This window comes from Flectobacillus major DSM 103, assembly GCF_000427405.1.
GTDB lineage: Bacteria > Bacteroidota > Bacteroidia > Cytophagales > Spirosomataceae > Flectobacillus > Flectobacillus major.
Map to the genome: position 1 here is coordinate 4935064 of NZ_KE386491.1, position 25614 is coordinate 4960677.

The 25614-nt window shown below is 37.8% G+C and carries 15 protein-coding genes; 7 read left to right on the forward strand and 8 right to left on the reverse strand.

What is annotated here, in order from left to right:
- Positions 1 to 18: 18 nt before the first annotated feature.
- The 4 genes from FLEMA_RS0157810 to FLEMA_RS0157830 form a co-directional block, all read right to left on the reverse strand.
- Positions 19 to 918, reverse strand: a complete 900-nt coding sequence (locus FLEMA_RS0157810) for an ankyrin repeat domain-containing protein (RefSeq protein WP_026997368.1) — start codon at positions 916 to 918, stop codon at positions 19 to 21.
- Positions 918 to 2615, reverse strand: coding sequence for an RHS repeat domain-containing protein (locus FLEMA_RS0157815; protein ID WP_044173783.1), 1698 nt, complete (start codon positions 2613 to 2615; stop codon positions 918 to 920). The genes FLEMA_RS0157810 and FLEMA_RS0157815 overlap by 1 nt, the downstream gene beginning before the upstream one ends.
- A gap of 188 nt (positions 2616 to 2803) precedes the next feature.
- On the reverse strand, positions 2804 to 3256 hold the full coding sequence (locus FLEMA_RS0157825) for a hypothetical protein (protein ID WP_026997370.1): 453 nt from the start codon (positions 3254 to 3256) through the stop codon (positions 2804 to 2806).
- Between the two features lies 1 nt (position 3257).
- Complete coding sequence (locus FLEMA_RS0157830; protein ID WP_159102736.1) at positions 3258 to 9593, reverse strand: DUF6443 domain-containing protein; 6336 nt, start codon at positions 9591 to 9593, stop codon at positions 3258 to 3260.
- A gap of 790 nt (positions 9594 to 10383) precedes the next feature.
- Between FLEMA_RS0157830 and mutS the strand changes: the two genes are divergently transcribed.
- The 3 genes from mutS to FLEMA_RS76660 all read left to right on the forward strand — a co-directional run bounded on the left by mutS (position 10384) and on the right by FLEMA_RS76660 (position 14563).
- The gene (gene mutS, locus FLEMA_RS0157855; protein ID WP_026997372.1) at positions 10384 to 13059 is read left to right on the forward strand and encodes a DNA mismatch repair protein MutS; all 2676 of its coding nucleotides are present in this window, start codon (positions 10384 to 10386) and stop codon (positions 13057 to 13059) included.
- 109 nt (positions 13060 to 13168) lie between these two features.
- On the forward strand, positions 13169 to 13741 hold the full coding sequence (locus FLEMA_RS74650; RefSeq protein WP_044173785.1) for a hypothetical protein: 573 nt from the start codon (positions 13169 to 13171) through the stop codon (positions 13739 to 13741).
- A gap of 45 nt (positions 13742 to 13786) precedes the next feature.
- Positions 13787 to 14563 carry an RMD1 family protein gene (locus FLEMA_RS76660; RefSeq protein ID WP_044173786.1) on the forward strand — a complete coding sequence of 259 codons (777 nt, stop codon included), beginning with the start codon at positions 13787 to 13789 and terminating at the stop codon, positions 14561 to 14563.
- Positions 14564 to 14682: 119 nt separating this feature from the next.
- Here FLEMA_RS76660 and clpB read toward each other — a convergent pair whose 3' ends face one another.
- On the reverse strand, positions 14683 to 17286 hold the full coding sequence (gene clpB / locus FLEMA_RS0157905) for an ATP-dependent chaperone ClpB (RefSeq protein WP_026997999.1): 2604 nt from the start codon (positions 17284 to 17286) through the stop codon (positions 14683 to 14685).
- A 471-nt stretch (positions 17287 to 17757) separates the two neighbouring features.
- Here clpB and FLEMA_RS74660 point away from each other — a divergent pair, with 471 nt between their 5' ends.
- The 3 genes from FLEMA_RS74660 (at position 17758) to FLEMA_RS74670 (ending at position 21090) form a co-directional block, all read left to right on the forward strand.
- Complete coding sequence (locus FLEMA_RS74660) at positions 17758 to 18735, forward strand: aldo/keto reductase (RefSeq protein ID WP_044173787.1); 978 nt, start codon at positions 17758 to 17760, stop codon at positions 18733 to 18735.
- 292 nt (positions 18736 to 19027) lie between these two features.
- The gene (locus tag FLEMA_RS74665; protein WP_044173788.1) at positions 19028 to 19429 is read left to right on the forward strand and encodes a septal ring lytic transglycosylase RlpA family protein; all 402 of its coding nucleotides are present in this window, start codon (positions 19028 to 19030) and stop codon (positions 19427 to 19429) included.
- A gap of 359 nt (positions 19430 to 19788) precedes the next feature.
- Positions 19789 to 21090 (forward strand): aminotransferase class V-fold PLP-dependent enzyme, encoded by a 1302-nt coding sequence (locus FLEMA_RS74670; protein WP_044173789.1) that lies wholly within the window; start codon positions 19789 to 19791, stop codon positions 21088 to 21090.
- 195 nt (positions 21091 to 21285) lie between these two features.
- Here the strand turns inward: FLEMA_RS74670 and FLEMA_RS0158020 are convergent, their stop codons facing one another.
- From FLEMA_RS0158020 to FLEMA_RS74675, 3 genes are all read right to left on the reverse strand, one after another.
- Positions 21286 to 22230, reverse strand: a complete 945-nt coding sequence (locus tag FLEMA_RS0158020) for a YeiH family protein (RefSeq protein ID WP_026997377.1) — start codon at positions 22228 to 22230, stop codon at positions 21286 to 21288.
- Positions 22231 to 22306: 76 nt separating this feature from the next.
- Complete coding sequence (locus tag FLEMA_RS0158025) at positions 22307 to 23206, reverse strand: LysR family transcriptional regulator (protein WP_026997378.1); 900 nt, start codon at positions 23204 to 23206, stop codon at positions 22307 to 22309.
- Between the two features lie 11 nt (positions 23207 to 23217).
- The gene (locus FLEMA_RS74675; RefSeq protein ID WP_044173792.1) at positions 23218 to 23778 is read right to left on the reverse strand and encodes a TetR/AcrR family transcriptional regulator; all 561 of its coding nucleotides are present in this window, start codon (positions 23776 to 23778) and stop codon (positions 23218 to 23220) included.
- A gap of 335 nt (positions 23779 to 24113) precedes the next feature.
- Between FLEMA_RS74675 and FLEMA_RS74680 the strand changes: the two genes are divergently transcribed.
- The gene (locus FLEMA_RS74680; RefSeq protein WP_081681393.1) at positions 24114 to 25478 is read left to right on the forward strand and encodes a DUF4369 domain-containing protein; all 1365 of its coding nucleotides are present in this window, start codon (positions 24114 to 24116) and stop codon (positions 25476 to 25478) included.
- Positions 25479 to 25614: the final 136 nt, after the last annotated feature.

Below are 25614 nucleotides of genomic sequence, written 5' to 3' on the forward strand. Positions count from 1 at the left end.
GTCTAGTGAGTGGCTTTGTTAGTACTTCTCTAAATATTCCTGCCAACTATTAGGATATTCTTCTTGGGCTTTTTTCTTGATGTATTCAGGAATTGGTGTTGTTCGATAATCTATCCCTTTAGTTTTTAAAAAATCTACTATTTGCATTTTGTATTTGTATTCGTCTGTATCAAGCTCAAAAAAATCTTCTCGCAACATATCTACTAAATATATAGACTTTCCTTTATCTTTAGAGTCTTGTTGGTCTGAATGTATTCCATAAGCTGGTCTGAAAAATATAGGTTGTTTGTAGTCTGCACCATTTTCAAGTAAATAAAGTACAATATTGTAGCGTTCTCTCATAACAGCTTCGCTTAGTGCAGTTTGTTTGTAACTATTTTGGTAATTTAAGTTAGCACCTTTTTCAATAAGCAATTTTATTAAATTGATGTTACCCGTTTTAGCCGCTTTCATTAACACTGATTTTATTTTATCTGGCTCATTTTTAATTTTTTGTACATCGTTTACATTTGCTCCATGTTGTAAGAGTGCTTCAACAAATTTTACATGATAGTATTTGGAACTTGCGGCTTCAATTAATGCACTAGAACCCTCGTATGTATCGTAAATATTTACATTTGCATTGTTTTTCAACAGTATTTCAAATGCTTTATATTGTTGGTTTTTAATAGTTAGCATCAAAAGGGTACTGCCAAACTTGGGTTCTTGATAATTAATGAGTTGAGGATTTTTAGTAACTATTTCAATTATTTTTTTTTCATTTTCGTCTTGTACAGCCTTGGCCAGTTCCCAAGCTGGAGTATTTTGAAAAAGACGATAATCATTGCCAGTTAAGTTTGATTTGTCTACCAACTCATCTCTATTAGAGCAAGAAAATAATAAACAAGAAAGTATAATTTGTAGTATAGTTGCTTTCATTATTTTTTGTAATCATTAGGTTGTCTAATACCAAAATTCTTTAATATGTTATCCATGCTATGTCCGTTGTAGGTTGATGGCAAATCCTTTGGCCATAAGTAATGTCTCCTACCATTTACATCAGGCATTATAGGGCTTTTATTCTGGAGATTATTCAACGGATCTGTTAGCAATATATAAGCATTGATATTTTTTTCGGATTTGAAAAGTGTTTTCCAGTTTCCTTCTGCCATTTTTGTCATATCACCAACACCTGCGGCATTAAATGTTATAGCTTTTCTATCAGTTACCAATGCGTTTAGTGCTGCTTCACCTCCACCTAATGAATGACCTGTAAATGTCAACTCCATATCACCAAGGACATTAGAAATTGCTACAGCATTATCTGCTGCATTAGTATATTGATTAGAAAAACCTAGTGGTTGTTTCACATCGGCACCAACATCTTTCCAATTAGCTTCTGTTCCTGCGGTAGCATAGGTATATTCAAGGTTTCCATCAGCTTTCAATCTCTGGTAAACTTGCGATTTCAAACCTGTGGCAGAATTATTCAAGTCTTTGTCTGATAACCCAAAATCTTTTTTTGATACCTGCCAGCCACCTATTAGAATATTATCCTTTTTATCTCCATAAACGTGAGCAGCCATTCTTGCAGCTTCTGCTGGAGTTGGTTCTAATCCATCGGGGTCGGTGTACCTTAATGGATTGTTAAAAAATGCACAGAATGGCGACCAACGTCTCATTCGTTCGCTTTTAGGGTCAGGAACAAACCAGCGTCCTTCTGCAGCTCCGTACATTCTTGCTCCGAAATCATTCCATCCTGTTTCTAGTTGTAATTCTTTACCATTATACTGGTGCTTATTAAAGTTAGCATAATTTTTGTTTATCTGCATACCCTTCATGGAAAGTCCCCACGGGTCGTAGAATAGGCTTTGAAGAGGTACGGCAATTCCTGCGGAGTCTTTGAGTGATACTCTTAGATTACCTAGATGGTCTGTGGTATTATACTCGTACTGTCCTTGTGCGTTGATACGCCCTTCGTCGTGCGAAATCTGGTAGAGACTGCCATTTACATAAATCTCATCTTCTTCATAATCGGTTGGTTCGCCATTAGAATCTATTTTTTTGAGTTTTGAGCCTTGTGCATCATACTGGGTTGTAATAGTTCTTCCGTTGTCGAATGTTATTGTTTTGGGGAGTTTGAGGTAATTGTAAGTGATAGAGGCTATCTTTTTGTTCTTATCCTTTTTCAAACTACCATCTTCCCAGTATTCATAATCATTATTGGTATTAGTACCATCTCTAAAATCGCCTAAGTCTGGATTGCCAATGGTGGCATCTTGAATTTTTAGGAGCTTATTAGAATTGGTTTGATAGGTGTAACTTAGGTTATCGACATTGCCAAAACTGGTATAATTGGTATTTGTTGCCCCATTTCTACTAAGACTAAGGATATTGCCATTAGCATCATAAGTTACGTTATTTAGTGCATAGTTTTCACCAGCTTTGGTACTTCCATAAATGGCAACGGTGATACGCGAAGCTCCGTCGTAGTTGTATTGATAGGCTCTTTGGATACCGTCGATATTGCTTTTCCAATATTGGTTTCTGATATTTCCGTCGTAGTATGTACCGTCTTCTTCGTAGTCGAGCTTATAGCTAAATAGGCTATTGGTTAGGTTGTTATTGGCATTCATTACCAATGCTCCTGCATAGGCTTAGAGATATTGTCATGAATATTATTGATACAATGCTCACTAAACAGCATTTCCCAAGTTTCTTTGAACAAAACTTGGCTGTCGCTCAATAATTATTTTGGTGCTTCTTATCCTCGAATTTTGGATATATTTGTCAATAAAAAAGCCCCGAATAGGGGCTTTTTTAATTATGTAAAATTTCGCTGTAAATGATTTTCAAGAGATATATGACCATGGCTACCATCTTTGAATAAAGAATCTGCTTCATTTTTAGAGATGTTCCTTTTCGCAATTTCTTCAAAATCTTCATTATAACTTATTGCATAATACTTATCAATAAGTTCATCATATCTTCTGAATTCTGGCATACCCCAATCCTCTTTTTGCCATCCTGAATATTTACCTAAAACTTGCCAGTTACTTAGTTCAAAGCCTAAACCCCCAAATTTAGTTGCTGTAATAGCATCGCTTTTATTCAAAACAAGATTCTCTCCAATGGTAAAATTCAGTTTCCAAAAATAACCGAATAATAACTTTGTACGTCCTTTACGTCTTGCAATCAAACCTAAAAATTTATTGTGATTTTCAGTTTCAATTATAAATAAATCCCCTTCCGAATATTTTATTTTTTTCTTTTCCATACTATTGTCTTTTTAGGTAATCATCTGCGGCTTGTATGTATTTTGCTTTATTTGGGTTTTTATCGCCAATAGCATTTATTTTGTTATGACCTCCATTTGCTTTTGATGCCGTTGATTCGTATTGTTTTGAAACTTTATGTTCTAACCCTCTTTGCTCTGCATAACTATCTGTTTTATATTTCGTTTCAAATTCATACTTCCCAAGAGTAGGGTCATTTTTATGTTGAGCCTCACGAGTCGCTAAATCTTTTGTTCTTCCCGTCCTTACTACCGTATCACCATCTTTTAAAACATAAACGCCTCCTTTTGCATTATCTGCACCTTTTACTGCATCAATAGCATCAGAAATTTTATCAATACCTTTGGTAACTTTACTAGTTTTGGCTAAATCACCTGCGAAAGGAATAGCAGCACCTAATATACTCGCACCTGCACCCCAATAGTCGCCACTTTTGGCAGAAAGTGAAGCTCCTAAAACATCTAAAGTTGGTGTTGGGTCAAAAACACCCCCTATATCTACAGCAACTTGTAAAATATCATTTCCAGAAAGTGTATGATTTCCACCAAAATCAATACCTAAACCACTGGCATTGATTTTTAAATCTACCAAATCAGTTTTTACGGTAACACTTGAATTATTCGCACCTAGTAGTGTTATGTCAGTAGCTGCTTTACCATCGGGGGCGGTGTACCTTAATGGATTATTCCAACTATATTGATATAAAGATAAGTGTTCTTGTCCTTCTATTACGGGGTCTTGACTAGTGAATCTTGCAATAGAAGGGTCAAATTGCCTGTGAATCAAGTCTATATAACCTGTTTCAAATTGCGTTTCCCTATTTAGAAATTGAAATTTATTGAAGTTAGCAGGATTTCGTGTAATTGCCATCCCTTTCATCGACAAACCCCAAGGGTCGTAGAATAGGCTTTGAACAGGCACGGCTATACCTGCGGAGTCTTTGAGTGATACTCTTAGATTGCCTAAATGGTCTATGATATTGTATTCATACACACCATTGACAATTCGTCCTTCATCGTGGGAGGTTTGGTATAAAACGTTGTTTACATAAATCTCATCTTCTTCATAATCGGTTGTTTCGCCATTAGAATCTATTTTTTTGAGTTTTGAGCCTTGTGCATCATACTGGGTTGTAATAGTTCTTCCGTTGTCGAATGTTATTGTTTTGGGGAGTTTGAGGTAATTGTAAGTGATAGAGGCTATCTTTTTGTTCTTATCCTTTTTCAAACTACCATCTTCCCAGTATTCATAATCATTATTGGTATTAGTACCATCTCTAAAATCGCCTAAGTCTGGATTGCCAATGGTGGCATCTTGAATTTTTAGGAGCTTATTAGAATTGGTTTGATAGGTGTAACTTAGGTTATCGACATTGCCAAAACTGGTATAATTGGTATTCGTTGCTCCATTTCTTGAAAGAGTTTTGATATTCCCATTAGCATCATAAGTTACGTTATTTAGGGCATAGTTTTCACCAGCTTTGGTACTTCCATAAGTGGCAGCGGTGATACGCGAAGCTCCGTCGTAGTTGTATTGGTAGGCTCTTTGGATACCGTCGATATTACTTTTCCAATATTGGTTTCTGATATTTCCGTCGTAGTATGTACCGTCTTCCTCGTAGTCTAGTTTATAGCTAAATAGGCTATTGGTTAGGTTGTTATTGGCATCGAGATTGATTCCTTTTACCCCACCTCTGATATGGTATTTGTAATCAAGGCTATATAGAGTAGTAGTGCTAGCATTAAGACTGAGAGTTCCTAATTGTAGCGTTCCGTTATTATATAGTGTACCAGCATTGTATAAACTTCCTGCTGTGGCGATTTTTCCTGTAGGAATGGTGATGTTATGCCCTGTATTGATACGAACATTGTCAGAGATACTTGGAATACTGCCTCCTTGCCATGTAGTGGAGTTTGTCCAATCGCCTGTTTGAGAACTCCCAATAGCCGATGTAGGACTAAATTGTTTGCTTTTTAACCGTCCTATTTCATCGTAGATATATTTGGCAATGGTTTTTTCATTACCGTTTAAAGAATGTCTAAATGTAGTTTTTCTGCCTAAATGGTCATATTCATAGCTGAGTATTTTAATGTTTGAGCCTTTGGTGATTCTCGTTGTTAGAAGTTCGCCATTAAAACGATATTGATAATCTTTTCTAATGATGTTCCCCCGAATGGTTTGTTGAAAATCTTGAATAACTCGCCCTTTATAATCGTAATAGTTGACAGATTTGTACCAGTCGTTGCTTTCAAGGTTTCGTACCAATGCTCCTGTTTGGAGGCCTTTGGTATTGGCTTGTGTATGGAAGGCATTGGCCGCCTGGAAGTTGTAGGCTGTTTCTGTTTGCCATGTGTAATCGTCGTAGTAGTTGACGGTTTTTATGTTGGTCTCGGCAGGGGTATAACTGCTTGGAAACGAGCGATTGGTATAGCCCAAAAGGGTTGAGCCTCTTTCTTCGTAGGGAACGCTTACGGCATCAAACTCGCTTTGTAATTGGCTACGGCTATAAGTACCAATGTTATTGATAAGTCCTGTTCGGATTACCCTTCCTAAGGCATCGTACTGGCTAAACTTCCAGTAGTTGGGACTGGTATTGGCATCTTTGTCATCGTTTTCAAGGACGATTCGGTCTTGTTTGTCATAAACGTAGCGTGTCCAGCCTGTTCCAGGGATATGTTTTTCGGTTAAACGCCCTTGGTTGTCGTAATGATAGCCGTAGATGCCTTCCAAAAATAAGTTATCGTTTTCTGTAAAGCTAGTAAAAGTACCATTTTCAAAGCCTTTGTAGGCATTTGGGGTAACAACGTAACTTAATTGACCTAAATTGTTATAAACATAAGCAGTGGTGGCAAAGTTGAAGGTATTAGCTTCCAATTGTTGTAACTTACCTATTATTCTACCTTGTTTATCTTTTACCTCCATAGTCCAAATACCCCGTTCGCTGGTGATAAGATTGTTGTAAAGCGAACTATTGGGATATCGAGTATTGCCATTGACCAAGCCATTTGCTTGAATATCAAAACGAATCATCTCGTTGCCTGCTAACCAATAATCAAACTTAGTGAATTTATCTGCGGTTCTCCATGCTTGTCCTGCCCCATACTTTCTGAGGGGTCTATTCAAAGGACTTGATTCAAAAACGGTTTCTGTAAAAGGAAAATTATCGCCATAGAATGTAATTCCCAAATTTTGAGCAGTGCTAGTGTATTCTGCGGTGGCAGTTTCGCTTGGTATTGGTAATATATCTTTATAGGGACGGCCATAAGTGTCATATAGAGTTGTTGATACAATTATATCTTTTGTTTTATCAGGGAGACCTTTCCAGATTAAAGATTGCAGACTTCGCCCTAATCCATCCATATACTGTATCTGTGTGGTGGTTTTTTCTATATCCGAACTTAAGCTAGCCGTACCTTGAGCCTCTTTGGCTGTACGACTTACTACATAATTCATGGTGTTGGTAGGTATAATACCCCAACCCGAAAGAGCCGTTTGGTTGGCATAATGATAATGAAAGTCCTTTAAAAGGTAGCCTTGGGTGTCTTTTATAGATTTTAAACGAGAGAATACATCGTACCAATAAGTGGTTGTATACCCATTAATATCGGTTTCTGAACTTCGGCCAACTAAAGGTACATAGTCATAAGACACCGTTCTGTTTAGTAATGTTGCTGTTTTTGAGCCATCTATGGTTTGAGATTTCAAAAGATCTGTTTTCCCCAAATCTAATGTACCATAATACTGCATGGTGGCGGTTTGCCCATTTCGAGTACTGTATTGTGTTAGATTACCTCGGGAGTCATAGTTGTCGAAGGTAATGGGCGTAATAATAGCACCACTACCAATCTGTGTTCTTATTTTTTGGGGTAATTGCAATGTTCCGAATGTTGCATAATCTGTAAATTTCCAAAAGGCTTGGGTATTATCTAACAAGTTGGTTTCTTCAATAACAGGAGCGATGATATTTTTATTGGTCATCGTCAGATACGGCTCTGTACCGAAATCATACGGATATTTATAATTCGTCAAAAGCGTTTCTCCTTTGCTGCTTTGGGTAGATACCGACGTAAGTTGTAGATAATTGGAATTACTGTAATGATAATTTGTGATGGTTTCAATAAAATTAGTAGGGTCGACATAAAGTCGTTCGGTTTCGGCTACTTTTTGTAGCCATCCAGAATACGTATAATATGTTTTTAGAAAATCTATGGTTTGCTGAATTGAAGGAGTGGCTGTAGCATTACCTGTATAGAGAGAACGAGCTTTATGCCTATCTACCAAATTGTAAGTGATTTTTGTCTCTTTGACTAAGGTATTGTTATTGTAATATTTTACTTCTTTTGGTAAAGAACGCATTAAAGAATAGTTGGCAGAACTTCCTATTTGGTTGTTGCCCCACCCAAAGTTTACCCCCCAAAAGTCGTTATAGTCGTTGTGAGATGTAAACGTCGTTTTTGTGATAGAATTATCGCTTAGGGTTTCGGTTACGTTTGTATAATAAATAGGTATTTCTGCCATAGTGTGCAAGCCTTCAGAATAATAAAAATCTTTGTTTGGTAGCACAGGAAAACGAGGTGTAGTAGGGGTATTGATAGGGGCATCGATATATCTCAGTTTGGTAAGACCAATCGATGATGAAATAACTCCACTGGATTTGTTGATATTGCTAAAAGAATCATACTTATATTCCTTTTTACTTAGAATATCGCCATTCACGTCTTTGTCAATAATCGTTTTTATACGGAGGCCTCCATAATCTTTTTTGTTAATCAATACTCCGTTTTCATACTCCGACTCCCGTAGTTGTCCATAGTCGTTTTGTTCATACACAAACTGCGTTGAACCTCCTGTTGGGTAAATGATGGTGGTTAAAGCCCCTTTTTGAGTAGCCAAAAAATTAGGATTTCGCTGTGCATTGAAAGGAGGATCGGCTATAAGAGTAGTATTGTTATAGGCACCATTATCAAAACCCCAATAATCAATGGCAAAAGGGTTTTGGTAGTAGAGATTTTGGGCATTATAGTAAGTAAAAAGATGTTGAGGTGCAATGGTATTATCAAGAGACGATTCTGTCAATGCCGATAACAATAGGCCATCGGGATTGGTTAAATTGGAAAAATTAAATATGAATTTTTTGATTTCTTGTTTGGGAATAGTATTAGCAAGGAGGGTTGTTTTTATCAAGTAGGTTACATTCTCTTTTTTGTCATATTCAAAATTAACCGTCCAGTTCGTTCCTTTGATTGAGGTCAGAAAATTTTCTAAAGAGCTCACACAGCTCCACATATTATCATAATAATAAGTTTGCTGAGATGTATTGTATTGTCCACGGGCTACAGGTGAGCTAGTATTTCTACCTCGCAAAGTGAAGTTGAAATGATTATTGTCTCCACTTTGGTATAGGTAATCGTTGGTATAGTTGAAGTTGATTTTACTCCCGTTTTTATCGGCTATTTCAGCTAAAAACCACGAAGTGATATTCATATTTCCACCTGTACAATCAAAGTCAGAGCCTGAGGAAGAAAATTCTACATTTTTGATAGGTAGGCTTATATTGGTATTGGTATCTCCAAATTTGTAGGTTGTTCCATTTTCATCGGTAATCGAAAATTCTACAAAATGATATAAATCAATATTGGGGTTGTTGGCTATGGTTTGAGTAAGTTTAACAACTCTGTAGTCAATCTTTATCTTCCTGTCAGATACGACATGAATGGTTCCATCTTCTCCAAAAAAGAACTTACCAGTCATTCCCATAAAATTAAAAACAAACATATCGGGTTCTCCGTCAGGAATACTGTAAAATAGCGATTGCCCTGCTGGCTGAACAATTGTTCCATCGTTATTAATTAAATTTGCTATATTTGTTCTGTTTTCAGCAGTAGCATACCCGTAGGCATTACTGGATACAGGCCTTCTTTCATCAGGTTTTGATTTAATAACGCGCGTTATCACTCCTCCAGCACTTAATGACCACCCCCTTCCAAGAATACTTGGAGATTCAAAAGGCTTAAACCCTTTATATTGATACGAAATACCCACATTCATCTCAATATTACCTTCCTTTAAATCCAATAAGGAGATACTGGGTGTTGCTAAACCCGAACTTAGATTGATAGGGGTATTGCCATAATTGCCGAGTGTAGCTGCATGAGGCGAAGGGAGAATAAGATTGGGAGTATATGTATTGGAATTGGATGGTGGCGGTACAACACTTTTAATTATAAGCGAGTCACGTCCTGTGGAGTCTTGTTTTTGTGCTAAAGAAAAGAAAACGGTAAAAACTGATAGTACAAAAGTTAGGTGAGTTTTCTTCATATTTACTAGGGTACAGCTTGTTGAAATAGTATTTTTCCCAAGTAATTGTTTGTAGAGAGTTACCCCCTTTGAGGTTTTTTTAGGCATAATATTACAGATTTGTTTAAAAAAGAAGAAGATTTTATTATTGTGCGTATAACACCTTTAAGCATATTAATCGGGGGAAGTGAATGTAACTAACTTTTATGATAGGGAAAATGTATAGAACGCCCACTATCACGAAGAAAATATTTGATAAATTAGCCAAATAGATGTTTTTCATATAGGTGTATTTATAGGTTGCAAAGCGTATTTAGTTGTATTTTACTACAATATTATGAGTTCTTGTGATTTCATACAAGTGTTTTTTGATTTTTGCTAAAATTAAGTAAATACACAAAAATTGTCGGGTATAATTTATTATGTTTCTCTTAGGTGTACTGTAACGGTAACCTTTACGGTTACCATTTGATCGAAATAAGAAACGGTAACCGCAAAGGTTACCGCTACAACGATTATTTCAAATAGTGTTAAGGCTCAATTTTGAAATGCCAGAAAATAGATGGTCGATTACTTAACAACCATTATTATCTATTTTAGTACTGGGGTGTAGACATCATTCACGAGTAGGTAAAAGATGATGATAAGATACCCTATTATCTTACAATTACGGCCTATGGCACAATTCAGCTATAGAATTCATCATGACCAATCGGTAAAAAGCCGTACTTTTGTGTTTCCTTCTAAAAATAGAAAAAAAGATGGCAATTGGCATGACAAATGCTCATTAACAACTAACAGATTACTGATAATGGCAAGACCTTCTAACAACACTGATAAAGATAAACCTGCAAAAAAAGCAACCGAAACACCACTAGCCAAACAATACAATCAAATCAAAACCAAGTATCCTGGTGCTTTATTGTTATTTAGGGTTGGCGATTTCTACGAAACGTTTGGGGAAGATGCGGTGCGAGCTTCTAAAATTTTGGGAATTGTGCTAACACGCCGAAATAATGGCAATGCCGATGACCATTTGGCGGGTTTTCCTCATCATTCGTTGGATGTATACTTGCCCAAACTGGTGCGTGCAGGCGAGCGTGTTGCCATTTGTGACCAGCTCGAAGACCCAGCCACAGCCAAAGGTATTGTAAAGCGAGGTGTCACCGAATTGGTAACGCCTGGGGTGTCGTTCAATGATAATGTCTTAGAAACCAAGCAAAATAATTATCTGGCATCGGTTTGTTTTTCTAATTTTTCCAAAGAAGTAATAGGTATATCTTTTCTGGATGTCTCTACGGGCGAATACCTTTGCTCGCAAGGCAACCCTGCTTATATCGAAAAACTCTTGCAAGGATTTATGCCTTCCGAAGTACTTTTTTGTAAGCAACATCGCCAAGAATTTACCAATTTATTTGGCGATAAATTCAATACTTTTGCCTTAGAAGAGTGGGTTTTTACCCATGATTTCACCTATCCTTTGTTGGTAAATCATTTCAAAACCAATTCGTTAAAAGGTTTTGGGGTTGAAAACCTTACCGAAGGCGTAATTGCCGCTGGGGTAATTTTACACTATTTGTCTGAAACGGAACATAAAGAAATCGGGCATATTGCTCGCATTAACCGCCTAGAGGAGGAAAAATATGTTTGGCTCGATAAATTTACGATTCGCAATCTCGAATTGGTATTTGCCCAGCAAGAAGGGGGTGTTCCTTTAATTCAGATTTTGGATAATACAACTACGCCAATGGGGGCTCGGTTGCTTAGAAAATGGCTAGTATTGCCTCTCAAAGAAAAATCTTTGATTCAAGAACGCTTAAATACGGTAGCTTTTTTCAAAAAGAATATCGAGCTACGTGAAGCTCTTCAACAATACCTTAAACAAATTGGAGATTTAGAACGCCTTATTTCTAAGGTGGCGGTTCGTCGTATCAATCCTCGTGAACTTGGGCAACTCAAAAAGGCCTTGCTCAATATTGCTCCTATCAAAGAACAAATCGGGCAACTGCTGCTTTCAGAAGAAAGCAAGCGTGGGGCAGGGGCAGAGGTACTGAAAAAATATGCCGACCAGCTAAACCCGTGTATCTTCTTGCTAGAAAAAATAGAAAAAGAGCTGCGTGACGAAGTGCCTATTGTAACCAATCAGGGCAACATGATTCGAGAGGGCGTTGATGAAGAATTGGACAGGCTATTGGCTATTGCTTATTCGGGAAAAGACTTTTTGATTCAACTCCAAAACCGAGAAATTGAACGCACAGGTATTACTTCATTGAAAATCTCGTTCAATAAGGTTTTTGGCTATTATTTGGAAGTAACCAATGCCCATAAAGATAAAGTACCAAACGACTGGATTCGGAAACAAACATTGGTAAATGCCGAAAGATATATTACGCCAGAATTGAAAGAATATGAAGAGACTATTCTGAATGCTGAAGATAAAATATTTGTCATAGAACAACGTATTTTTAATGAATTGGTAAATGTAGCCAACGACTACGTGCATCAAATTCAGCAAAATGCCCGTATTATTGCTATTTTGGATGTACTAACCAATTTTGCCAAAATTGCAGAGAAAAATAATTATGCTCAACCCACTATTTCAGATAGCAAAGTCCTGAGTATTCAGGAGGGGCGCCATCCTGTAATTGAACAACAATTGCCTCTGGGCGAAAGCTATGTGCCTAATGATTTGTATTTGGACGATACTGCTCAACAAATTATTGTGATTACAGGGCCCAATATGGCTGGTAAATCGGCTCTTTTGCGTCAAACAGCCCTTATTGTGCTGATGGCTCAGATTGGGTGCTTTGTACCTGCCAAAACGGCCGAAATTGGTATTGTCGATAAAATATTTACTCGTGTTGGGGCAAGCGACAACCTTAGCAAAGGTGAGTCTACTTTTATGGTAGAAATGACCGAAACGGCTAGTATCTTGAATAATTTGTCTGATAGAAGTTTGGTTTTGATGGATGAAATTGGCCGAGGTACAAGTACTTACGACGGTGTGTCGATTGCTTGGGCTATTGCCGAATACCTCCACAATCATGCCCAGTTTAGACCCAAAACTCTTTTTGCAACCCATTATCATGAGCTCAACGAGCTTGCTACCGATTTTAAACGCATCAAAAATTTTAATGTTTCGGTAAAAGAAGTGGGTAACAAAATCATCTTTATGCGTAAACTTACCGAAGGTGGCTCTGAACATAGTTTTGGGATTCATGTGGCACAGTTGGCGGGGATGCCACAAAGTGTGGTGTTTAGGGCAAACGAAATTTTGTCGGAATTAGAAAAAAATCGCTCGAAAGAGCAGCATCGTAATACCATCAAGGAAATGCCAAAACAAAATTTTCAGATGAATATTTTTGAGGCAGCCAGCAACCCCAAATTTGAAAAAATACAAGAATTATTAAAAAAGCTAGATATCAATACGCTGTCACCAATCGAGGCTTTACTAAAACTGAATGAAGTGAAAAAAATCCTAGAATAAACGATTGCATAACGAGCGTATTAACACTGTGTTAGAATCGTAGTTGAGGCTTCTTTTAAGCGTAAAGATTTAGTAAATTAACCATCCAATATTACAAAATGTGAACTTTATGAAAAATACCATTCTTTTGTTCTTTGTACTGGTGCTTGGCCAAGCAAAAGCCCAAAATATCATTGTTTGGAGTGAATTAAGCCCTTTGAAGCTAACTGATTTTGCAGCCAAAGCCCCTTCGTCGAGCAACAGTATTTATGGCTGTCGGGCAAGCTGTAATATAGATTTTGGCTATCAGATGAGTGCCGCATCTTTTATGCTGACCAAGAATTTTAATAGCAAGGTAAAAACAGTTTTTATCAAAAATACCTCTTATATTGTTGCTCCCGATGCCAATATTACCCAAAATTTGTTGGCCTATTCACAAACTATTTTTGATTTGACCGAGCTGTATGCTCGTAAGTTTAGACAGCGATTATTTGAACAAAAAAAGGCATTTTCTAATAGTGATTTCTATGTGGCAGCACAAGAAGAAGTCCAAAAAGAGCTGTCGGAAAGAGAAAACTTTATTTTGAGTTCAACCAACTTGGGGCAAAATACAGAAGAACTTAAAAAGACACACGACCAAATCTTACAAGAAATTCAGGAACTTGCCGACTATTGTATGGAATGCAAGCCCAAAAAGAAATAAGCACATTCAATAACTGACCACCCTGCAAAGTAATTTTTCAAAACCATGAAAATAGAGGCTTACCAAATTGCTGAGGTGATAAACCTCAAAAAATTTAAACAAGAATATGCTAGCGAACCAGCTTTGAATAACAATTCAGAGTTGTTTTATAAACGAGAAGAAGGGCAATATTTTTATTTGCTTAGCTATGGTGTAGTGGTTTTTGCAGGATTTAATGATTTGGAGAAAAGTGAGTTTTTGAAATTTGCCAAAAATTATGCCGAGGCCTTGGTTGAGGAAAAGTTTGAAGATGATTTTGATGTACAAACCGACACCGCCGTATCGGTAGTATTAAAGTATAATTCGATTACGGTGTCAGAGCTTACCGACGACACTATCCGTATTATTATGCTGAATATTGGGCAGTCGGTTTCCTTAGATTATTATGAAGCATTGACCTACAAAATTCTGACAAGTACCAAGCAGATGACCGACGAACTAGAGCAAAATGGTAAACTGAAAAGCTCGCAAAAAGAATTATTGATGTTTATTGGGAAAACACTCAATGTTAAAAATAGTATCATCGACAACCTGTATATTTTTGACTCGCCAGAAGAGGCTTGGGAAAACGAACACTTAGAACGTATCGATAAAGGGCTAAAGAAGACCTTCGACCTAAAAATGCGTTATCAGGATATAGACTACAAGCTCAAAATTGTACAAGAAACCCTCATGCTATTTACTGATTTAGTGCAAAACCGTGAGAGTACTCGCCTAGAGTGGGTGATTATTATTTTGATTTTGATTGAAGTTTTTGACTTGCTGATTACCAAAATTTTTTAGCAACAAAAAGGCTACCTAATACAATAGACAGCCTTTTTTATATTCTTGAATCAAAAAACAAGGGACACCTTCCTCAACCTTTTTCCTCAAAACGTGTGTCCCATTGATTTGCTCCACTATTATTCTACTTCTGTAGCAATATTTGAAAACGTTAGGGTATTATCTACGCCTGTATCCATCATTACTACTGAATCTTTGGTGACGTAATGACCAAGAATTTGTTTTGAAAGTTCGTTCAGAATTCTTCTTTGCATAACTCTTTTCAAAGGTCTTGCACCCATTGTAGGGTCGTAGCCTTCGTTGGCCAATAGGGTCAAAGCTTCAGGTGAGGCTTCTAGTGTAATACCTTGTTCCTTCAAACGGTCTTGGATTTGTTTGAATTGTATTTCAACAATTTTACGCAAATTACCTTTCGACAAAGGTTCAAACATCACAATTTCATCAACACGGTTCAAAAACTCAGGTCTTACCACTTGTCTTAGCAAGCTCAGTACTTCTTCTTTGGCTTTGTCCATCACAATTTGGTCGTTCCAGCCTTCCATTTCAGCCATTTTTTCTTGGATAATATGGCTACCAATATTAGAAGTCATGATAATAATGGTATTTTTGAAATTGGCAATACGCCCTTTGTTATCGGTTAGGCGGCCATCGTCCAATACCTGTAACAAGATATTCCAAACATCGGGATGAGCTTTTTCGATTTCGTCCAAAAGAATAACACTATAAGGTTTACGACGAACCGCTTCGGTTAATTGACCACCTTCATCATAGCCAACATAGCCTGGAGGTGCTCCAATCAGACGGCTTACCGCATGGCGTTCTTGGTATTCAGACATATCTATTCGTACCATCGCGTTTTCGTCGTTGAACAGATAATCGGCCAAAGACTTCGCCAATTCGGTTTTTCCGACACCCGTTGTTCCTAAGAAAATAAACGAACCAATAGGACGGCGAGGGTCTTGCATACCTGCACGAGAGCGACGAACGGCATCTGAAATAGCCTCAATGGCTTCTTGTTGCCCTGCTACACGACGACCGAGCTCTTCTTCCATGTGAAGAAGTTTTTCTTGTTCGGCACGCATCATTTTCGACACAGGAATCCCCGTCCATTTGGCTACTACTTCAGCAATATTTTCGGCCGTAACTTCTTCTTGTAGCATCGTTACCTCTTCTGATTTTGGATTTTGAAGTTGCTTTAATTTGTTTTCAGCTTCAATCAATTTTCCATATCTAATTTCGGCTACTTTGCCATAATCGCCAGCACGTTCGGCTTGTTCGGCTTCAAGTTTGAGGCGATCGATATTCTCTTTTTCTTTTCTAACGCTATCCAATACCGATTTTTCGGCTTGCCATTTGGCCATCAAACCGCTTTTCTTTTCGGTTAGTTCGGCCAATTCTCGACTAATAATACCTTCACGTTCTTTGTTATTTTCACGACGAATAGCTTCACGTTCAATTTCAAACTGCATAATTTTGCGTTGCAAATCGTCGATTTCTTCAGGAACCGAATCTATTTCCATACGCATTTTGGCTGCAGCTTCGTCCATAAGGTCGATAGCCTTATCGGGTAAAAAGCGGTCAGAAATATAGCGGTTTGAAAGTTCGACAGCCGCAATAACGGCATCGTCCTGAATACGAACACCGTGGTGGAGTTCGTATTTTTCTTTGATACCCCTCAAGATAGAAATTGCATCGGTAACATCGGGTTCGTCGACGGTAACGGCTTGAAAACGACGTTCAAGAGCCTTATCTTTCTCGATATACTTTTGGTATTCTTTCAAAGTTGTAGCTCCAATAGCGTGTAATTCGCCACGAGCCAAAGCTGGCTTGAGCAAATTGGCTGCATCCATGGCACTATCGCCACCGCCCCCTGCACCAATCAAGGTATGGATTTCGTCGATAAATAATACGATGTCACCTTCGGCATCGGTTACTTCCTTGATAACAGCTTTTAGGCGTTCTTCAAACTCGCCTTTGTATTTGGCTCCAGCAATCAACAAACCCATATCGAGGGTATATATGGTTTTGTCTTTGAGGTTTTCGGGAACATCGCCAAGCACAATTCTTTGGGCTAAGCCTTCCACAATGGCCGTTTTACCAACCCCTGGTTCGCCAATAAGCATTGGGTTGTTTTTGGTACGGCGAGATAATATTTGTAAAACCCTCCTAATTTCTTCGTCACGCCCAATCACAGGGTCTATTTTGCCCGATTTGGCTAATTCGTTAAGGTTTCGAGCATATCGCTCTAACGAACGATAAGTTGCTTCTGCATTTTGGTCTTTCACGTTGGTGTTACCTCTAAGTTCTTTAATGGCTGTTTTTAACGTATTTTCTTTGAAGCCACTATCTTTGAGCAAAGTGGCCACGTTGTCTTTTCCTAAAAATATTCCTAATAAAAGGAGTTCTACACTTACATACTCATCGCCAAAGTCTTTGAGTAGATTTTCGGCTTTACTCAAGGCTGCCGCACCGTCGTTGGCCAAATAAGGCTGACCACCCGAAACCTTAGGATAGGCATTTACAAGGGCATCTAATTTGGTAAAGAGTAATTTTTCATTTACGCCCATTTTCTTTAACAAAAAACTGGACGTATTGGTATCTTCTTCTAATATAGCTTTCAGCAAATGCCCCGTTTCGATGGCCTGCTGACCGTTACCCGAAGCAATGCTAGCAGCTTGCTGGATAATCTCTTGGGTTTTGGTGGTGTATTTATTAAAATTCATTGTATGAATAAGTTACGTATGAAAACATCGTAATAAGAATCTGGGTTAAGTAGTTGGTAACTTTTATAACTTTTGGTAGTAAGCTGCCCAACTTCTAATACTTGTATATTCACAAATAACTATCCAAACTAAAAAATCGGCAAAAATGTCTGGAAATAAACCTAGCTTCATGAAAATATCGGTCATTTTTACAGTATGTTTCCAGAATTACTGACTTTTTGGGAGTTGGGAGAATGGTGGATTGTTACAGAACAAAGTATTATGTATTAAATAGATATTCAAAATGTACGTTTTACCTTAACATCTTTGTAGGTTCTCGTTCAAATAAAAAACGGTTTACAACTTCTTTTAGCTACTCGGTATTAACGAATGTTGTAAACAGAGGCTAGTTATTAGCTGGCGATTTTATTTGTTAGTCATTACAATATTAATATCCTTCAACAAGGTCATTTTTTTAAAACAACCAACAATATGAGACAATTTCAATCAGTAAATATTTCGGAAGTGGGCTTGGGTACATGGCAACTAGGAAGTGCCGATTGGGGCAATGTGTCGGAAGAAAGTGCTTTCGAGATTTTGCAAAAATTTGTAGAATTAGGAGGAAACTTCATCGATACCGCCGATGTATATGGCAGTGGAGTAAGTGAACAAGTAATAGGAAAATTCCTAAAAACTCGTTCGGAAGAATTGTTTGTTGCTACCAAATTGGGTAGACGAGGCGACAATGGCAATGGATGGCCTCAGAATTTTTCGTATGATAATATCAAAAGGCATGTAGAAGATTCGCTTCGCAATTTGCAACAAGAGCAGTTGTTTCTAGAGCAGTTACATTGTATTCCTACCGAAGAGCTACAAAAAGGAGAGGTGTTTGAGCATCTACGCCAACTTCAGGCACAAGAGCTGATTCGTTATTGGGGCGTAAGTGTCGAAACTGCCGAAGAGGGCTTATTGTGCTTAGAACAAGACGGGATAGCTTCATTACAGATTATATTTAACCTTTTCCGACAGCATATTGCCGAGGAACTATTTGCCAAAGCCCAAGAAAAAGGAGTGGCCTTAATTGTACGAGTACCTTTGGCGAGTGGTTTATTGAGTGGAAGGTTTTCGGCCAATACAACCTTTGCCCCAACCGACCACCGAAATTACAATGCCAATGGAGAGGCTTTCAATGTAGGAGAAACTTTTTCGGGAGTAGCCTTTGAAAAAGGAGTTGAGTTTGCCGAAAAGATAGCACAACTTATGCCCGACGAGCGTTTAGCACAGTGGTCGATTCGATGGATATTGGACCATCCTGCCGTAACAACGGTTATACCTGGGGCGTCCAAAATTTCGCAAGTAGTTTCCAACATGGAGGCCGCCCAATTACCTAGCTTGAATACTACCACTCATACAGCTTTGAGAGCCTTGTACGATACCGAAATTAAGGCTTCAATCAGGGGGAAATATTAGCCCCAAAGGCTGCTTTATTTCTTAAAAAATGTTAAAACTGATACTTCGGTAGATTTTTTTTGCTGTTTTTTTTCTATTTAATATAAATCATTCTCGTTTGGAGGAGGAAACAAAAAAAATGGGCTATCCTGCAAGATAGCCCATTTTTTTAGGACTTACCCCCGCTATCGTATATCCAAAAATGTAAATTCTGTATTGTTAAAATACAATGCTATGCAGTTCTAGTGCTTTTACAAATTTGTAAATAACAGGGTTTTACCGTAATTTTGTATTCCACCATCCAAAAAACGACATGGTAAAATCCATTTTCTTGCTCATACTATGCAGTGTAATTTCACTAGCAGTTTTAGCAAAAGATGAAACGTCATTTCAGGGAAAAGCGTCGTTTTATGCCAAAAAATTCAATGGCAGAAGAACAACAAGTGGCGAACGCTACAAGAATAATGACTTCACTGCGGCACATCGTAGCCTACCATTTGGTACGTTGTTGGAAGTAACCAACAAATCCAATGGTAAGACGGCTATTGTTCGTGTAAACGACCGTGGCCCACATCGAAAAAAAATAGCATTAGACCTGTCTTATGCAGCAGCTAAAAAAATCGGTATTGTTAGGAAAGGTATCGGAACAGTTGTGTTCAAGGTAGTTTCCGAGCAAAATATCGACGATTCGATGGTAGCTCGTGCCAACAACTAGCAACTAAGGTTTTCCCTTTTATGTGTCCTCGTGTGGCTTGCCATACGAGGATTTTTTGTTGAGCCTACAGCCCTTGTATAAGCAATACCCTCGCTACAATTGAATAGGCTATTACCAAAAGCTACTCCAAGTTTGCGCCGAGTACCTCCTGAGTATTTCTTCTATAAAACTCCGTATATACATTTCTGTAACTTTGTGGACTAAGGAAAACTGCCTAGAACTCAATGTTGACCCACTTGCTTGTTTATCTTATTAGCTTAAAATACAGTCAATTATTGTTGAATAATCGAGATAATTTTTATTTTTATTGAAAAAATAGATTTATTACTTACCTCATATCAACAGACCGTTATCTATTTATGCAAAGACGAAATTTTATTCAGCAGATGATGCTGAGTTCGAGCGTGCTTACATCCGCACCACTGATTAGTACTTTGGCACAGTCAAATTTTGAAAAAATTGCTCAGGTTGCTCCACAAAAAGATGTTACTACCGACGAAGATTTTTGGGCTCATGTACAACAATCATTTTCAGCTTCGCCCAATTTGATTAATATGAGCAATGCCGGGGTAAGCCCACAACCTATCATGGTGCAAGATGCGCTGTTTCATTATACTCGCCTAAGCAACGAAGCTCCAACGTATTATATGTGGCGTATTTTGGACGAAAACCGAGAGGCTGTTCGTAGTAAATTAGCCGATTTGGCTGGGTGCTTGCCCGACGAAATAGCCATGAATCGCAATGCCACCGAAGCCCTAGATACGATTATTCTAGGACTAGACTTAGAAAAGGGCGACGAAGTAATATTATCGAAGCAGGATTACCCCAATATGCTACACGGATGGCGACAACGAGAAAAAAGAGAAGGAATTGTCCTAAAATTTGTGAATCATGACCCCTTACCTTGCGAAGACAACGATTTGATGGTAAAACGATATGTAGACTTGGTAACACCCCAAACCAAAATTGTTCATATTACCCACATGATTAATTGGACAGGGCAGGTTTTGCCAGTAAGGGCTATTTCAGATGCCGTAAAAAAGAAAAACCCTTCAATACAAATAGTAGTAGATGCTGCCCATACTTTTGCCCAGTTGGCCTTTAAAATTCCAGATTTGGGTTGTGATTATCTAGGAGCAAGCCTTCATAAATGGCTTTGTGCTCCTTTTGGGACGGGTTTGTTGTGGATAAAAAAAGAAAATATCAAAAAAATATGGACTCATACGCCTTCCGACAATCCAAAGAAGGATGATATACGTAAGTTTGAAGGATTGGGTACACGTTCGTTTCCTGCCGAAATGGCCATAGGTCATGCTGTCAATTTTCATAATGCTATCGGTACACTTCGGATTCAGAAAAGGTTACAATATCTTAAAAACTATTGGCTAGAGAAGTGTATTGACTTGCCTAATTTTAAAACGCAAACATCGTTAAAACCTAACTTTTCGGGTGCAATAACCATTTTTAGTGTTGATGGGCTCAGCACCAATGAGTTGCATGGGGCTTTGATGAAAAAAGGACGTATTTATACATCGCCAGTAACCTGGGAGAATATTGCAGGTGTACGAGTAACACCCCATATTTATACGCCTATTAAGGACATGGACAAGCTTGTAAGCGTAGTAAAAGAAATTACACAAGAAGCTCCTAAAGCTAAGTAAACCGATAAGCGTATTCCGAACTCTATATATATGATACCGAAGCTCAGTTATTTTGACTGGGCTTTTTGTTTTTACCCCACATAATTACCTAAGCTATTAAACGATTGCACAAATGAGCAAGTATAGAATAAATATAAGATTTTAGGTGAAATAACAGCCTAATAATGAATACTTCTCAAAACTCTGTACGTTTATTTATAGCATAATCCAGCAGAGGCTTAGGGTACTAATTATAACCCAAAGACTAATACCTTGCAACAATGGGCGAAGCCCGACGTGCCGAAATAGGGTATAGTGTAGGCTTGTACCTATAAAAAACAAACTAATGGTCAGGCATTTTTTGGCTAGCATATTAGCTCCCCCTGCGATTATCGGGGCAATAGGACAATAATGTTGCCAAACCACCACGCCAATAAAAGCAAAAATAAAATAAGGTACGGGTAGTTTTTGGGTATCGCTTTTCATAAAAATGGCCGATGCCAAGGCTACAGGAATAATCCATAAAGCTCGGGTTAGCTTAACTGTGGTAGCAATCTGAAGGGCTTCATTGCCATATTTTGAAGCTGCACCTACGACCGAACTGGTGTCGTGAATAGCAATAGCACACCACATACCAAATTGCTCCTGACTCAAATGCAGTTTTTGACCTATGGCTGGAAATACCAACAAAGCTATGGTATTCAATAAAAAAATCGTTCCTAATGCTACCGAAATCTGCTTTTCTTTAGCACGAACTACAGGACTGATGGCCGCAATAGCACTACCGCCACAAATAGCCGTACCACAGGCTATCAGGTAGGCCGTGATTTTGTCGATACCCAGTATTTTTCCTAAAACAATACCTCCTCCCAATGTAATAGCAATAGACAATACCGTAAGCGAAAATCCTTTCTGACTGATGGTAAATGCCTGAGTGAGGTGCATACCAAATCCTAAACCGACAACTGAAGTTTGTAACAAATATTGCGATACCTTGTGCTGAATAGCCACGTAGCTATTGCCAATGGTATTGGCCAAAATAAAACCAAGTAATAATGCAATAGGAGCGTTGATAAGTGGCGATAAACAAATAGCAAGGAAGACAAAAAATGAGATTTTTTGATAAAAAAGGCTTTTACTGGTATATTGGATTGTTTTCATAAGACTATCAGAATAATATTGATAGCCCAAAGGTAGTATGAGCAACGTATTTTGCCGAATGGTAAAATCTTATAAGCTATAACTTTTTGTTATACTGTTGAATTGTAAATTTGATAAAAGTTTCGGCCAAACCACTGGCTTTGCCCTGAAGATGCACAAAATAAAACGTACGGTCAATAGTAAGGTTGGGTATTTCTAGCACTTTAAACTCGCCTTGAATCAGTTCTTTGGCAATAGCCTGAATAGAAAGAAAACCAATACAATTGCTATGCCTCAGAAAGTTTTTGATACTTTCGGTACTTCCCAAATACATGGCTACCGAAAGGTCCGATAACTTGATTTTATGTTGAGCAAGTTTGTTTTCGATAATTTCGAGTGTTCCTGAGCCTCTTTCTCGGCAAACAATCGGAATCTGAGCCAATTCTTGTAATGATATTTCGTCTTTCAGAGCTACCTTTTGTTGGGTACAAGCCACCGCCACAATTTCGTCTTGCATAAAAGGGTGATATTTTAAATCACTATTGTGGGTTTTACCTTCTACAATCCCCAACTCAATTTTGTGTTCAATAAGGGCTTGTTCTATTTTTTCAGTATTATCGTTAAGCAACGACAACTTTATGTCGGGAAACGACTGGTAAAATTTGGCCAAAACCTTGGGCAACACATACTGCCCAATCGTAGTACTAGCTCCTAATTGGATTTGTCCAGCATAAGTGTTTTTGAGAATACTGAGGTCAAAATCTATTTTGTTATAGATATACAAAATTTGTTCGGTGTGGCTTAGTAAGATTTGACCCGCTTGGGTAAGCTCTATTTTATTACCTTTTCGCTCAAACAAACGAATATCAAACAGGTTTTCTAATTCTTGGATATTTTTACTGACAGCAGGTTGGGTAATAAATAACTCGTTCGAGGCTTTAGTAAAGCTCAAATGTGTAGCCACAGCATGAAATACTTTAAGTCGGAAGTCGGACATAGCATAAGCATTTAAGCATCTATTCTTTTAATAGCCCGAAGGTAACAATCTTTATAATAAGTGCCATCTCTGTACAATTTGGCCATCATGACAGCACCTTCAAACTCCATGATAGTTTGTTGAGCTAGTTTCAAAGCAATTTCGGGGCTGTGGTTTTCTTGATAAAGATGAGCTAGGCTACTGGTAATTTCGTTGATAAGCGATTGTAGGATTTTCTGAAAAGGAGGATAATGATTGGCAGTTTCTAAAATAGTGTTACCTACAATACAGCCTCCATCTTTACTAAATACTACTTTTGAAAACTGTTTTAAAAATAATTCCATACGCCTTTGGGCTGGTAAATGATGCCGATAAGCAATAGGATACACTTGATGGCGAAGGTTACTTTCGATAGATTCGAGTACCTCTTTCATCAGTTCTTCTTTGCTGAGAAAATAATGATAGAAGCTGCCTTTGAGAAGCCCCACGGCAGAAGCCAAATCGGCCATTGAAGTATTATGGTAGCCCTTAGAGCGAAACACTTCTAACGACTTTACAAGAATGTCATCTTTTGTTACTTTTTGAATAGGCATCTTGAGGGAAAAATGTTAAATAGACTAAATTCTACTCTAATTTACAATGCTTTCATCAAGTAATTGACAAAAAAAATAATAGTTTATTAAATGGTAAGATGAACCTAAAAACGCCCTATTTTTTGTTTTAAAAATGCAAAATAAGAGATAAGCGTATCTGTTATATTTTTGATAAAACTATTATGAATAGCGAGCCCTATGCTATTGGGTGGTTAATAGAATAGCTTTTTTGCCAAAATAATAGCGTTGTTAATCTTTTGTTAAAGCCAAAAACTATCATAATTGTTTAAGGTTTTCTCTGTATTTTCGTTATTCTAAACAAACAAATCGCACGAATGAAATACATACTTTCGCTTGTCTTTATAGTAATGGTGTCGCTAACAGGATGGGCTCAGCATCGCATCGAGTTTCGTATCAAGGGTGTTCGAGATTCTACGTTCTATTTGGTCAATACCTACGAAAATAGTTATTTGGTACAAGATACCGCCAAGGCTGATGCCAATGGTAAAATTGTTTTTGAGGGCAACAAGCCTTTGATGAAAGGATATTATTTGTTGGTTCAAAATAATAGACGGTTATTCGATTTTTTGTTGAATGACCAATCTTTTACTATCGAAACTGATACTGCCGATTTTATAGCCAACTTTAAAGTAACAGGTGCTTCCGAAACCCAAAAGTTTGCAGAGTTCTTAAAAACCGTTAATGAAAAAGGTACCAAGATTGGCAAGGCATCTGCTGCCGAACGCCCTCAGTTGATAGCCGAAATAGAGCAATACAAAAAAGACTTTGTGAAGAAATACGAAGGTTCGTTTGCCGCCAATATCGTAAAAATTAATACCGAAGTACCAGTGCCTCCGCTACCAGCCAAATCTACTGTAAAAGATACTGTTAGAAGAAATGAGTACATCCTCAAACATTTTTTTGATAATGTAGCTTTGTCCGACGAGCGTATGGTACGAACGCCATTTTTAGGCAACTTGTTTGCCAATTACCTCAAAACACTCGAAAGCTCGTTCGACCCCGATACCGTTATTCAAATTGCGGATTATATCATTGATAAAACACCTCCAAGAACCGAAATACGTAAATATGTAGTAGGCAAATTTGCCCAAAAATTTATTGCATCCGACTTTATGGGTAAAGAAGGAATTTATACGCACGTAGCCGAAAAATATATTCTTAGCGACAAGGTACTTTGGGATTCGTCGACTATCAAAAAGAATTTTGAATATGTGTATCGTATGAAACCTGTGTTGATTGGCAAAATTCTCAAAAATATGCCTCTAACCGACACCCTCGACCGCCCAATGCCTTTGCATGCCATAAAATCAAAATATACCTTGGTGATGATTTATGACCCTAATTGCCATCATTGTCAGGAAACCACCAAGCAGTTGGTAAAAGATTACCCCAAATTAGCGGCTGCGGGGGTTAAAGTATACATGGCAAGTGGAGTTGCTGGCGATAAACGCAAAAAAGACGAATGGCGTAAGTTTATCCGTGATTTTAAAACACAACCATTTATCAATGTCTATGACTCGAAAAACCTTGTAGATTTTACCAACGAATACAATACAATTACATTCCCGAATGTGTTTTTGGTAGATAGTAATTTTAAAATATTGGCTAATAAAAAACTAGAAACAGAGCAGTACTTACGGCTGATTTCGGTTGTTGAAAAGGCTAAAACAAAAAAATAGCTGTTGTAAACATGAGTTATGCCAAGTTGAGTGAATGGCGGTTATTTTTGAATATGATTTTTACCAGTAGAGACGCAATGCTTTGCGGCTAGTGTCATTTAACCTAAAAAAGGCGGTCGAAAAACAATTTTCGACT

Coding starts and splice junctions, on each gene's coding strand:
- FLEMA_RS0157810 (WP_026997368.1), bottom strand. CDS start 918: ATGAAAGCAACTATACTACAAATTATACTTTCTTGTTTATTATTTTCT.
- FLEMA_RS0157815 (WP_044173783.1), bottom strand. CDS start 2,615: ATGAATGCCAATAACAACCTAACCAATAGCCTATTTAGCTATAAGCTC.
- FLEMA_RS0157825 (WP_026997370.1), bottom strand. CDS start 3,256: ATGGAAAAGAAAAAAATAAAATATTCGGAAGGGGATTTATTTATAATT.
- FLEMA_RS0157830 (WP_159102736.1), bottom strand. CDS start 9,593: ATGAAGAAAACTCACCTAACTTTTGTACTATCAGTTTTTACCGTTTTC.
- mutS (WP_026997372.1), top strand. CDS start 10,384: ATGGCAAGACCTTCTAACAACACTGATAAAGATAAACCTGCAAAAAAA.
- FLEMA_RS74650 (WP_044173785.1), top strand. CDS start 13,169: ATGAAAAATACCATTCTTTTGTTCTTTGTACTGGTGCTTGGCCAAGCA.
- FLEMA_RS76660 (WP_044173786.1), top strand. CDS start 13,787: ATGAAAATAGAGGCTTACCAAATTGCTGAGGTGATAAACCTCAAAAAA.
- clpB (WP_026997999.1), bottom strand. CDS start 17,286: ATGAATTTTAATAAATACACCACCAAAACCCAAGAGATTATCCAGCAA.
- FLEMA_RS74660 (WP_044173787.1), top strand. CDS start 17,758: ATGAGACAATTTCAATCAGTAAATATTTCGGAAGTGGGCTTGGGTACA.
- FLEMA_RS74665 (WP_044173788.1), top strand. CDS start 19,028: ATGGTAAAATCCATTTTCTTGCTCATACTATGCAGTGTAATTTCACTA.
- FLEMA_RS74670 (WP_044173789.1), top strand. CDS start 19,789: ATGCAAAGACGAAATTTTATTCAGCAGATGATGCTGAGTTCGAGCGTG.
- FLEMA_RS0158020 (WP_026997377.1), bottom strand. CDS start 22,230: ATGAAAACAATCCAATATACCAGTAAAAGCCTTTTTTATCAAAAAATC.
- FLEMA_RS0158025 (WP_026997378.1), bottom strand. CDS start 23,206: ATGTCCGACTTCCGACTTAAAGTATTTCATGCTGTGGCTACACATTTG.
- FLEMA_RS74675 (WP_044173792.1), bottom strand. CDS start 23,778: ATGCCTATTCAAAAAGTAACAAAAGATGACATTCTTGTAAAGTCGTTA.
- FLEMA_RS74680 (WP_081681393.1), top strand. CDS start 24,114: ATGAAATACATACTTTCGCTTGTCTTTATAGTAATGGTGTCGCTAACA.